General features: G+C 40.9%; 10 protein-coding genes. 4 read left to right on the plus strand and 6 right to left on the minus strand.

What is annotated here, in order from left to right; translation table 11 throughout:
- Positions 1–4 precede the first annotated feature (4 nt).
- The gene (locus AAW12_RS15160) at positions 5–868 is read right to left on the minus strand and encodes a metallophosphoesterase (RefSeq protein ID WP_046674496.1); all 864 of its coding nucleotides are present in this window, start codon (positions 866–868) and stop codon (positions 5–7) included.
- A complete protein-coding gene (locus tag AAW12_RS15165; RefSeq protein ID WP_046674497.1) occupies positions 865–1,377 on the minus strand; it encodes a GNAT family N-acetyltransferase in 513 nt (170 codons plus the stop codon). The genes AAW12_RS15160 and AAW12_RS15165 overlap by 4 nt, the downstream gene beginning before the upstream one ends.
- Before the next feature lie 119 nt (positions 1,378–1,496).
- Between AAW12_RS15165 and AAW12_RS15170 the strand changes: the two genes are divergently transcribed.
- Positions 1,497–1,976: an SRPBCC family protein gene (locus tag AAW12_RS15170; protein WP_046674498.1), complete on the plus strand. Its 480-nt coding sequence runs from the start codon at positions 1,497–1,499 to the stop codon at positions 1,974–1,976.
- 216 nt (positions 1,977–2,192) lie between these two features.
- On the opposite strand, the gene AAW12_RS15175 is transcribed toward AAW12_RS15170, so the two are convergent.
- The 4 genes from AAW12_RS15175 to AAW12_RS15190 all read right to left on the minus strand — a co-directional run bounded on the left by AAW12_RS15175 (position 2,193) and on the right by AAW12_RS15190 (position 7,085).
- The gene (locus AAW12_RS15175; protein WP_046674499.1) at positions 2,193–2,813 is read right to left on the minus strand and encodes a hypothetical protein; all 621 of its coding nucleotides are present in this window, start codon (positions 2,811–2,813) and stop codon (positions 2,193–2,195) included.
- 1,425 nt (positions 2,814–4,238) lie between these two features.
- Positions 4,239–4,718: an RrF2 family transcriptional regulator gene (locus tag AAW12_RS15180; protein WP_046674500.1), complete on the minus strand. Its 480-nt coding sequence runs from the start codon at positions 4,716–4,718 to the stop codon at positions 4,239–4,241.
- 97 nt (positions 4,719–4,815) lie between these two features.
- A complete protein-coding gene (hmpA, locus tag AAW12_RS15185; RefSeq protein ID WP_231585277.1) occupies positions 4,816–6,018 on the minus strand; it encodes an NO-inducible flavohemoprotein in 1,203 nt (400 codons plus the stop codon).
- A gap of 227 nt (positions 6,019–6,245) precedes the next feature.
- A complete protein-coding gene (locus AAW12_RS15190; protein ID WP_046674501.1) occupies positions 6,246–7,085 on the minus strand; it encodes a DUF4846 domain-containing protein in 840 nt (279 codons plus the stop codon).
- 163 nt (positions 7,086–7,248) lie between these two features.
- On the opposite strand from AAW12_RS15190, the gene AAW12_RS15195 reads away from it, so the two are divergent.
- The 3 genes from AAW12_RS15195 (at position 7,249) to AAW12_RS15205 (ending at position 12,732) form a co-directional block, all read left to right on the plus strand.
- The gene (locus tag AAW12_RS15195; protein WP_053003752.1) at positions 7,249–10,671 is read left to right on the plus strand and encodes a glycosyltransferase; all 3,423 of its coding nucleotides are present in this window, start codon (positions 7,249–7,251) and stop codon (positions 10,669–10,671) included.
- A gap of 125 nt (positions 10,672–10,796) precedes the next feature.
- Positions 10,797–12,320: a bifunctional ADP-dependent NAD(P)H-hydrate dehydratase/NAD(P)H-hydrate epimerase gene (locus AAW12_RS15200; RefSeq protein WP_046674503.1), complete on the plus strand. Its 1,524-nt coding sequence runs from the start codon at positions 10,797–10,799 to the stop codon at positions 12,318–12,320.
- Positions 12,304–12,732: a GNAT family N-acetyltransferase gene (locus AAW12_RS15205; protein WP_046674504.1), complete on the plus strand. Its 429-nt coding sequence runs from the start codon at positions 12,304–12,306 to the stop codon at positions 12,730–12,732. The genes AAW12_RS15200 and AAW12_RS15205 overlap by 17 nt, the downstream gene beginning before the upstream one ends.
- Positions 12,733–12,735 lie beyond the last annotated feature (3 nt).

Below are 12,735 nucleotides of genomic sequence, written 5' to 3' on the forward strand. Positions count from 1 at the left end.
GAACCTAATGGATTTCATTTTGTGATTCCTTTTTTAAGGTGAAAATTGTAACCTCGGGTCTGGCGTTAAATCTGATAGGAATACTGTGTCCCAGTCCTCGATTGATATATAATATTCTGTTTCCGCTTATTGATTTTATTCCTTGATCATATTTCTTGTTTCGTACAGGTATGATCGGGGAGCCCCAAAATGGAATTCGTACCTGACCCGCGTGTGTATGTCCTGCCAGAATCCAGCCAGTGTAACCATTCCAGACATTGAGGTCTGCGGCATCTGGATTATGGCATAAGACCAAACTGGCTTGCGATTGGTTATACTCCTTCATAGCTTTGATAGGGTTAAAATTCCTTCCCCAAAGGTCATCTATGCCGAATATTCTTAACCCATGGATTGTTATACTTTCATTTCTCAATACGCTGATGTTATATCCTTTGAGTAGGCTCACGATTGAATCTGCTGCAGCACTGTCCCTAAAATTCGTTCCATAATCATGATTTCCTAGGATCGCCAATGTCTGAAGTTTGCCTTTTGGTGCAACTTGCATGACTTTATCAAGCTCAGCTAAGGGTATTTTATGATTAACGAGCCGTACAAAATCGCCGGTGTACACAATGATATCCGGTTTTAATGCTGCGATTTCTCGGAAGGTTCTTTTTATAAAATCTTTATCCACATAGTTTCCGATGTGGATGTCAGAAATCTGGACCAATGATTTTCCGTTCAATACCTCGGGTAAATGTTTTATAGGTAGATCGATCTGTTCATATTTTACCCAATGCGGCTCGATTTTCCAGCTATAAAAACCGATCAATGTACCCATAATAAGTAAGTATAGGGTGATATGCTTTAATTTTCGCTTGTTTTTCATCGCGCTAAATTAGCTTTCCATGTTGATTTATTGATTTGCATATTGAGGCTTTTCCAGGTTTCATCTCCAATTGCTACTGTTGAAATAATATTTTCGTTGATCCGGAAGCCTACGGTTTCATAGCACCGAATTGCATTGTAGTTCCAGTCATAAACGTTTAGATCAGCTATATCATAGTTTCCTTCGGTGAAAAGTAGTTTTAGCAGTGCATTTACGGTGTTTTTGCCATAGCCTTTATTTCGTTCGGAACTTTTTGCAATTAAAATGCGGCAGAGTCTTGGGATGTCTCGTTCGAAGTTTAATTCACAGTGACCAATAGTTTCTGTGGTTGTTGTATCTGTTATTTTAAAAGCGCGGCGCTTTGGGTTTTGTATATATTGTTCAAGTTGCTGATCGCTAAGTGGAAACGAAAAATAAGGTCCTGCAAATTGCAATAGTTCCTCTGCTGATCCAATCCAGGATTTAAAAAGGGGGAAATCTGATCTTTCGAATGGAAGGAGTGTTATCATGCTTATTGTCTATGTTGCTGTTTGGATAGAATACACTCAATTTATAAAATTCTAATGCTGAATCCTAAAGAAGTTACCGAATTTTACGAAATTCGTGTGAAAATTTTTAAGAGTATATTATGCCGCAGCTTATTTTAGATACAGTTATAGAGGCTCCTTTGCCTGTTGTTTTTGACCTGGCGCGTAGTATTGATTTGCATATGTATTCGACAACGAAAACAAGGGAGAAAGCGATTGATGGAGTGACGACGGGTTTGATCGAAGCAGGACAAAAGGTTCGGTGGCACGCAAGACATCTCGGCACTACGCAAACATTGACCGTGCAGATAACGGCGATGGAAAAGCCTCATTTTTTTGAAGATCAAATGACGCAGGGGGTATTTCATACCATGGATCACAAGCACATTTTCAAGCAACTTGAAAATGGAAAAGTAGTCATGCGTGATATATTTAATTTCAAGGCGCCGCTCGGAGTTTTGGGGAGATTTGCAGAATGGCTTTTTTTAACGCGCTATATGCGATGCTTTCTCGAGGAGCGCAATCAAGTGATCAAAGAAGTTGCGGAATCAGGAAAATATGGCTCGTTTATTCAAGAGTAGCTTTGTTGGAAAAAGAATAAAGGATTGATCGGCTCAGCTTAGGCGTCCTTAACAACCATATGAATGTTCTTCACTAGAAGGTTATAGGTTTGCTCGTATCGTGTGTTTCGTGAGAAGGTCATCGATTCGCTGTCGGCTGGATTAAGGTCCGATATTGACTGTGCGGTAGCGTTGCGTCGTTGTACTTTTTTCGATAGTATCCGTAAAACTTTTTTATTAATGATTTCTTGCTACAACAACCAAATCCGGTTTTTTCTTCCAAAGCTCTTCCTGTAAAAAATCGAAAGCTCCTTTTTGATTCATGGTAACTTGATGAATTTTGTTGAATTCATTGTAGAAATAGATACGATAGCTGTTAGGTCCCCGGTAATTTCTGATAATTTTTGTTTCAATACGATGGATTTGATGAACAGCGATCCGTTTATTTCCGATTAACGGAAAGAATAAAATCTCATTTTCATAAAAAAGATAGGGAGCGGCAACGGCAAAAAAGTGCATGAGTCGACTACTGTACTCCTGGTAGACTGCTATATCATGATCGTTTAGTTGCTGTAGCGCATTGATGAATTTTTGATTTTTAATGTAAGCCATCCAGCACAATATACCGAATGCAAAACCTAAATAAACAAAAAGAACAGATAGGGTAGGGAGTGATTTATAGAAAAACGAGAGCTTATCTTCACTGGCTGACCATTTCGAAAAAAAGGCAAATAAGAAAAGACCATAACAAAAAGCAAACATAACTAAGAAAATTCCAATAATTATATTACGGGCTTTCTTAATCTTTATAAGTTCTGCTTTTAAGAATGATCTCACTACTGAGGTGTCTTTATTCATGGTCTTTTTAAAAAGTTTAAAGGTAATAAAACAGCCTGTATTGCACTTTCCAAATCTGATTTTAAGGTATAAGGTAATTCATTTTGTGACATTTTAATTTAACTGATTTGGTTCATTTATTTGTTTTAAAGCTTTTTATTTGTCTATTTATTGTTCTTCGGTAACCGGAATCTATTAACTAACCAATCAAATTCTGGCGCAGGTATGATGTTTGAGCCGTTTTAAGCTCTTCTGTGCTTTTCTTGTTTTGAAAAGATTAATCTAGTGCTTCGTAGGGAGATGATGTCTTAAATCGATTAAGAGGGGGCTAGATTTGGATATGGGGATACTTCGATGACTTTCGATGACTTCCCGTTGGTAGTAATTTAAGTCGCCTCGTAGCTTAATCTTTAAAAAAACAGGTAAGTCTACCGCGGAGTTTTTAAGATTGGCCAATTGTTAGACTGAAAAGCTATTATCGTGCGTTTTAAGCGACTTTATGATGATTACGTGGGAATGACCGATCTTGAATAGTTACTGTTTTATATCGCGCGAAAAGCTTGTTAAATTGGGTGTTTTGATGTAGGCATGAGCGGCCCACCCCGAGTGGGGTTTCGGCCTGGTAAAATGCTCTCTATTTCAGAAGCCGATCATTTGGGAATGTAATCCTTTTTTTGTCTGTGGTTATCCTTGAAAGTGTGGCTCGTTGCAAAGCTATCTTGAATTGTACGAAACACGTGATAGGAATTAATAGTCGTTATCAGTTAGACTTGTGTGTAAGGCGGCAAGGAGAAGCTGTTTCCTTTGAGCTGTGCTTGAATAAAAAAAGGTATGGATAAAATTTTATCCATACCTTTTTTTATTCAAACAAGACCTTTTATTGTGTGTTTTTATGTGTTTTTTTTGTTTATATAGACGATGTAATTCATTGTTATTTAGAGATTAGTTTTTATTTTTTTTAATTTTGTGTTCTATCCTTGAAAAAGGCTTAAAAATGCAGTAGTAGTCAGAGAATAATCCTCATTTTTTGGGTTTAACCCAAAGGAAAGCTATAAAAAGAGGGCAATTATTGCCCAGTGATCGGTTAGGAAGAAATCCCATTTCTGCGTTAAATAGGGCTGTTTAGATAAAAAATGAACCTTACTTTCAGGAAGTTATATCAAGGCGGCCGGGTCTTGCCAGATCGGTTTTCTTACAAGCGTAGTTTCAGCCTAAAAGGTCGAATTGAGGGAGATTTTAGGCCCTTTGGCAAATGGATGGTAGGTTACCTTAAGTTCTGTTTTTTTTAAGGCTTTAAAATGTTTATGTAATTGTTTTTCATGTGTTTAATTGATGTTGCGTCAATTTAATATTGATGTTATAAAAGGCGGGATTTATGCGCGTCTCATTATTTTTATAAGGGCGAACAGGCAGAAAATAGGAAGGAAAAACTGAAGATTAAACCTGTTAATCCAAAGAATTATCCCTGGTTTTATCCGGGTCGATATGGCTTTTCGTTAATAGGATTTTCCCTTTTATGAGGTCATCATTGAATTGTCCGACCGTTGTTTTTTGAAGCATTTCCGAGAGCTTATTGCGTATGCTTTTGAACTCGTGATGCAAGGGACAGGGATATTGTTCGGAGCAGAATTCAAGCCCCATGCCGCAGCCGACAAATAGACTTTCTCCGTCGATCGCTTTAACGACCTCGGATAGTGGTGTGGACATATCTCCGCTGTCGAGGTAAAACCCACCGCCAGGTCCCTTCATGGATCGAATGATGCCTGCTCGGCTTAGATTCTGCAGTATCTTGCCCAGAAAGGCCTCTGGAGAATGGATGCTCTCAGCTATTTCTTTTATGCCCACGCGTTTATTTTCCTGGGAACTTTGTGCGATAAAAAAAACTGCCCTTAGTCCATATTCACATGTTTTAGAAAAAATACCCATAATCTCATTGCTTTTTGCAAATGTACAAAATCAAAAATAGCCATCCGCCAATGATTAAAAATTAGGGATGACTACCTAATGAATTGGGGCGGTACAATTAATTTAGTTGCAGCGATGCGGGACCAAATTCTTCGAAATGAATGTTCTCCGCGTCGATACCCTGATTAGTTAAATATTGGAAGTGCTTTTTGATGAATCCTGCTGGCCCACAGAGGTAATAGTTTGCCTCCTGTGGAAGATAAGAAGCATCTATTTTAGCAAGGTCAACCCAACCCGTAAGAACATTCGCGTCCGCATCCTCTGCTGCGTCATAGAAAGAAAAAGTAGTCATGTTTTGATGTTGGCTTTCCAATGTTTTCACTCTTTCTTTAAACGCATGTAGATCAGGGTTACGGCATCCGTGGATCCAAGTGATCGGTTTGTCTTCTTTCTTGTCCGCTAGATGTTCTAACATGGCCATTAATGGGGTCTGACCAACGCCGCCACTGATAAATACATGTGGTTTGTCACTTTCGACCAATTGAAAGGAGCCTGTTGGTGCTGTGAGTTCCAGTTGTTTTCCAACCTCAACGTATTGATGTATATAATTGCTCACCATACCCTCAGGTTTTCCTTCCGCGGCTTCTCTTTTTACCGAAATCCGGAGGTACTCGCCGTTACTCGCATCGGAAAGACTATATTGTCTGGGTTGATACAGGTGTAATTCGGGAAGAAATACACGCACACTTACATACTGGCCTGCCGCATGTTTTGGAAGTCTTCCTTGATCTGTTGGCTTGAGATAAATAGACTGAATCTCATCGGTCTCGGCTACCACTTTTATAATGGTGAATGGCTTCCAGCCCGTCCATCCGCCGTCGTTTTGGATCATCTGATTATACATATCCTTTTCGACTCCGATCATCAGATCTGCTAGCTGAAAATAGGCAACTTCCCAGGCTTCAATTAGTTCTGCTGTTGCAGCATCCCCCAATACTTCCTGAATGGATGCTAATAAATGCTTCCCAACAATCTGATAATGCTCCGGACGAATATTGAGGCTACTGTGTTTTTGTCCGATATGTTTCACTGCCGAAAGAAGGACTGCGGGATTCTCAATATGCTCCGCATAGGCTAATACTGCTGTAGCCAAAGCCGTTTGTTGCCGCGCATTTTGTTGGTTTCCCATATTGAAGATATGTTTAAGCTCCGGATTGTGGTCAAACATACGTTTATAAAAATAACTGGTCAGCGCTACACCATGTTCGTTTAAAACCGGTACAGTACCTTTGATTAACTCTTTTTGTGCTTCAGTAATCATAATAAAATATTTAAATACCTTTTTATCTTTTATTTGATCAGAATAAAAAATGAAAAAATCCACTCGCTGTGAGGAATCTTATAACCTTGATAGGGTTCATTTGCAAATGACTATCGTTTACAAAAATAGAGAATTATAATAAAAGACAAAAATATCTTTTATTATTTTTTACTGCTTGTACGGACAATCATCCGGTCGATTTTAACGACAGTCTTGTTCACAGTGGACTACTCCCAGGTTTTAAGGTTTTTAGGATAAAATGTCCATTCAGGGGTTTTTATAATATCTTGGTCAATATCGTACCAAGGACTAAGCTTGCTGTTGTTCCAATTGTTTAAAATTTGTATTTCTTGGGCTGGCATGTAGCTTTGTGCGAGTAGTACAATTTTTTTTCCAGTGCTGTCCTTGGCCAGATCAACTACAATGATTGCATGGCCAATAGGAGATCCTTTTTGGATAAAAGTATCTCCAATCTTAACTTCTTGAGTCGTTTTTACACGGGGCAGCTCATCATGTAGTGAAGCCGTATTTGCATAGGCAAAAATATATTCCAAATATTTCCAATAGGTTGGGTAGGCGTAATCTCCTTTTGCGTAGTTTGTAAATGTACGGGGTTTACCGTCTGAAAGGAAGTTGAATTTGATATCCTTGTACCGCTTTTGTTGGTATAAGTAATCTGCCCTGAGCCGCATGACAGCATCCGCGCATTGGTGTAAATCGCGCTTTCCGATGTCCAGCTTTACCACACTGTTGTAGATGTTATTTCTAGGTTTAATTTTTCCATTGTAATAATGTACCTCCCTGTCGATGGGGTACAATGGAAGATTTTCAAGGAAATTTCCAAATTCTTCAGTCCGATAGTTTGCCCTTTTAAAGCCTTCCGGCAATAAAATGCGTGATTTGACCGTCATCCCAGCGGCGTTAATAAACTGGTTGCCGTCAGTTCGCGCTACTTCCGGAGTGACAGACTCGAGCACTTGGGATTTTGATGTAGCAACATTTGGCTGTCCGCAGCCGCTAAAGACCCGACAAGAAAGGAGGGGAAGGAGGACATATAGTGATCGCATCGATAAGTTTTAGTTAGTGCAACGTATTGTAACGAATATAAATAAATTTAGATGCAATTCGAAGCGTGAAACATTTGAAAAAATTAAGAAATTTTTAAGCTGTTTATCAACTGTTTGGATCATTTTCTGATGTAGCTTAGCCGAAGTTAATACGAATATGGTTATGTCAGAAAAACAGATTTTTCAGACGTCAAGCAAAAAGCGCTGGTACGCTTTTTCATGGATGAGCAGTGCATTGGTGATCGGTTTGGTCATTGGGGTAATTTGTGTGGTGTATACATTGGGAAAGATTCAGATTCCTCCTTTTCCAACAATTAATACCAACACAGCGTTGACCGAAAAGTCCACCGCCAGATTAAAAAAATCCAAACAATTTAAGGAGTTTACCATTGTAAAATCCGAATTGGAGAAGATTAGGCATGATCGCGAGCTCAAGCATTTAAAACATATTGGAACCAAAAATAGGATCAATATGGGCTTTTATGTCAGTTCTTGGTCCAATGAAGTCCGCGAGCAATCGCTGTCCGATTTACGCCGCAATATCGGTCATCTGGATATGGTTGCCATGGAGTCCTTTTTTACGGTACCCAACCAGGATACCGTGGTTGATAAAGCGGATACTGCAGCGCTTAAGGTGATCCATCAATATAAGCGTAAAGCAATTGCGCAGATTTCCAATTTCAGTGGTAACGATTTTGATGGGCAGACGGTGAAAGCCATCTTGCTTCATCCGGATAAACAGCAGCGCTTCATAGACGACATCCTGCTCAAAGTCAAACGAAATGGCTTTTCCGGAATAAATATCGACTTTGAGAATTTACAGTTGGATGACCACAAGCCATTAAACGATTTTATGGCGCATATCTATACGGTATTTCACACCGAGGGCCTGCTTGTTACGCAGGATATTTCACCTGAAAATGATGATTATGATCCAGTTTCGTTACAAAAATATAACGACTATATTATTTTGATGGCTTATGACCAGCATTCGATTGAAAGTAATGCCGGCGCCATTTCACATCAGGCATGGGTTGAAAAGAACCTGGATGAACTTTGCAATAAGATCGATGCAGACAAAGTGATTTTGGCTTTGGCATGTTATGGATATGACTGGCCGAAAGATCGGGTCGGCAAGACGTTGACCTATGATAACGCCGTTATTTTGGCGCATAATTACAATGCCAGAATTACTTTTGATCCCCAATCTTCCAATCTCAACTTCAGCTATACAGATGGTGCGGGGATGCACCATGATATCTATTTCACCGATGCCGCAACTTATTTCAATCTCATCCGCAAAGCCGATGACTGGGGACTTGCAGGCATTGCTCTTTGGCGTTTGGGAAGTGAAGACGCTCGTTTATGGTCGTTTATTTCCAGATCATTGAATCAAGAAAATTTGAAAAAAGAACCCTTTGACTTTCGGAAAATAAGTCAGATCAAGGTGGGAGGCATTCAATATATTGGCGATGGAGAAATTTTGGATTTGGTCAATAGCCCGGCTCCTGGGGAAGTTAAATTTACTTACGATCCATCGACGCTGATGATTCAGGACCAGGTGTATGTAAAAACACCGAGTAATTACGTTATTAAGCGCTTTGGAGAAAGAGACAAGACGGTGGTGCTCACATTCGATGATGGGCCTGATCCTACTTATACGCCACAAGTATTGGACATCTTAAAAAAAGAACGTGTTCCGGGAGCTTTCTTTCTTGTGGGTGTGATGGCTGAGAAAAATATGGATCTGGTCCGTCGCGAATACCAGGAGGGACATGAAATCGGTAACCATACTTTTTTTCACCCCGATATGTCCACAATAGGGCCAAATCGTGTTAAGTTCGAGTTGAACGCCACCCGAAAGATCATTGAGTGTATAACCGGTCATAGTACCATCCTTTTTCGGGCTCCTTTTAATGCCGATGCCGAACCGCAGACGGTGGCCGAAATCCTACCCGTGGCTCAGAGCCGTAAAGAGAACTACATCAATATCGGCGAGTACATTGATCCCAATGATTGGTTACCTGGCCGTACGCCGGATGAAATCTATAATGAAGTCATCAAACAACGCGATAATGGCAACATTATCCTATTACATGATGCCGGAGGCAACCGAGAAGCGACCATAGCCGCCTTGCCTCGTATTATTCATTATTTTAAATCTCAGGGATATAAATTTGCGACGATTGGTGATCTAATGGGCAAAAAACGTGATGAACTGATGCCGCCCGTCGAAAATGCTTCCGATTCGGGATTTAGTGGATCTTCCAACCGCTTGTTCTTGGGAACATTGTTTTATGGGAACATCTTTCTTAACCTGGTATTTTCCATTGCCATTGTATTGGCAATTTTTAGAACAGCAATGATTGCTTATCTGGCAGTCCGGCAAAAACAAAAAAGTAAAAAAGATCAATCTCAATTGGTTTTGGATTCCCGGGAGAGGGTCAGTGTGATTATTCCTGCCTATAATGAGGAAATAACCGTGTTGGCAACTATAAAAAGCCTGTTGAATTTGGATTACCCCAATTATGAATTGATTTTTGTTGATGATGGATCGAAGGACAAGACTTTTGAAATGGTCAGTAAGGTGTATGGTGATCATCCCATGGTAAGGTTATTTACAAAACCAAATGGCGGAAAAGCCTCGGCGCTTAACTATGGTATCCAACAATCTGATGCACCGTTTGTGCTCTGTATTGATGCCGACACACAGCTGAAGACAGATGCTTTAAAGCAATTGATGAAATATTTCAATACAGCCCAGGTCGCAGCTGTTGCAGGAAGTGTTAAGGTGGGCAATGTACACAATATATTGACCCATTGGCAAGCAATCGAGTATGTCACTTCACAAAATATGGATCGGCGAGCTTTCGATCTGCTCAATATGATTTCAGTTGTCCCCGGGGCAATCGGCGCCTTTCGGCGGTCTGTTATTCTGGAAGTTGGCGGATTTACAACAGATACACTGGCCGAAGATTGTGACTTAACGATGCGTATATTAAAAGCCGGTTATACCGTTCGGAATTCGTCGGAAGCGATCGCATATACCGAAGCACCAGATACAGTCAGAATGCTCTTCAAGCAGCGTTTCCGTTGGAGCTTTGGTGTGTTGCAGAGTTTTTGGAAAAATAAACAGACCCTGTTGAATCCCAAATATGGCTACTTTGGTATGGTCGGAATGCCTAATATTCTGATTTTTCAGATTATACTTCCTTTATTTGCGCCCTTGGCCGATATTTTTATGTTATTCTCTCTGGTGAGCGGTCTTTTCTCCCTAAGCGAGGTAAATGGTATCAGCTGGACAGGAATTGCAGGATTATTTTCACTGCATAACGGTTTTGGTCAAGTGATGTTTTATTATTTACTTTTTGTATTTGTGGATATATTCTTTGCTGGTATTGCTTTTAAAATGGAAGGCGAGAAACTCAGAAATTTAATTTATTTGTTTCCGCAACGATTTTTCTGGCGGCAACTGATGTATTTCGTTTTATTCAAGTCTGTCAGAAAGGCCATTAAAGGTGAATTAAATACTTGGGGAACTTTAAAACGGACTGGAGGGGTAAAGCAGGCAACAACAGTTGAATAGAAGCACATATTCATTGCAGCGACCTGATCGGATTACGCATTGAGAATCCCGATCGGGTACTCAAAATGTACGGAAATTTTTAATTGACCCTGAGAATAGGTACTTTCAATAAAAATAGCAACGACATGAAGATACTTTCCGCTCAGCAGATGAATAACCTTGATAGCGAAACCCTAAGAGATCAGAAAATCAGCAGCCTTGATCTCATGGAACGTGCGGCAACAGTCGTTTTCGAGGAGATAAAAAAACTTTATCCCCGATTGGAGTGCAGTACCTTTTACATTTTTTGCGGCAAAGGAAACAATGGCGGTGACGGTTTGGTGCTCGCCCGCTTGTTGGATCAGCAGCAGGCCGAAGTCAAGGTCTATTTGATTGATGTGAAAGAGTACTCGCCAGACAACCTTTTCAATCAGAAGCGTTTACCCAATTCCATGATCCAAAAGATCAGTCCTGAAGATCGGATTGATATCTCTTCCCAGGTGATCGTATTGGACTGCTTGTTTGGTTATGGGCTAAAGACAGTACTAACAGCTGCTTGGAACGGTATTATTTCCAGTATAAATGGATGTGGTGCAAGGATCTATTCCGTGGATATGCCTTCTGGACTTTTGGCGGATGAAACGACTGCTGCAGATGCTCCCATTATTCGGGCAGATTTGGTTTTTACCTTTCAGTCACCCAAACAGGCCTTGCTGCTGCCCGAAAACCAATGGCATGTGAAAGATTTTAAGGTGTTGGATATCGGGCTAAGTCAGCGGGCAATTGAAGCGGCTAAAAGCAATCTTTTTTATGTCGACCAGGCACTTGTGAGGTCCTTTTACCGAAAGCGAAGGAAATTTGATCATAAGGGAACATTTGGTCATACCCTGATTATTGGCGGAAGTAAAGGTAAAATGGGGGCCGTACAGCTTGCACTAAAGGCGGCCCTTCGCGCCGGATGCGGCTTAGCGTCTGCTTATGTACCCGCCTCTGGCAATCCCATCTTACAGAGCACTGTGCCCGAAGCGATGGTGATAACAGATCCCGAGCAAGATTTTATTAGCCAATTCCCTACCGTCGCCAGCTATCAGTCTATCGGTATTGGGATTGGTATGGGAACAGCGCAATATACAATTGATGCCCTAAAGGTATTCGTTTCTGGTATCGATGATACTCCTTTGGTATTGGATGCTGATGCGTTGAACATTCTTGCCCGCGAACCGGAGTTGTGGTCTTTCGTTCCGGCCCACAGTATATTGACTCCTCATCCAAAAGAACTTAGCCGGATATTGGGAACATGGCAGGATGATTTTGAAAAGATCGAGAAAGTGAAAGTCTTTGCATGTAAATATCAGTTTTACGTGTTAATAAAAGGGGCTAACAGTGCTATGGTGATGCCTGATGGACTCGTGTACTTCAATAGTACAGGCAACGTGGGCATGGCGACAGGAGGCAGTGGCGATATACTGACAGGGATTATTACCTCCCTGCTTGGACAGGGGTATTCTTCCAAAGAGGCCTTAATTATGGGGGTATATATTCATGGGCACGCGGCAGATATTGCGGTAAAGACGATCGGCACCTATTCCTTGTTGCCTTCGGATACCATTAATCATCTTTCCGACGCTTTGATCGCATTAGAACAGGACGATAATGGATTGGTACATTGAACAAGTTTTTGCTGCCCGAACATGGAAACTGCGAAAAGATGTTTTCTCTCCCGGGGGCAAGCTCGGAGAAGTGATGTTGGAGGGCGACTTTGAAGCGACGCATTTTGCGGCCTACGACGGAAATGAAGTTGTTGGCGTACTCAGCCTAATTTCTTCAGGGGATAACTATTCAATTCATTTTCTGGCTGTCGCCCCACAGGTTAGATTGAAGGGGGTAGGGACCGCGTTATTGCAATATGCGCGACTATTTATCGATACGTTCGGTGGTAAAATGCTCCAAGCCGAAGCGCCCTCTGCACAGCAGCATTTTTGGGAAAGTAATGGTTTTGTTCCCTTAAAACAAAAGGAGGAGCTCATGATCACGTATTCATTGCGGCTAACCAATGATCTCATGCCCGACAATGAGCCATGAGGT

The organism is Sphingobacterium sp. Ag1 (assembly GCF_000988325.1).
Taxonomy (GTDB): domain Bacteria; phylum Bacteroidota; class Bacteroidia; order Sphingobacteriales; family Sphingobacteriaceae; genus Sphingobacterium.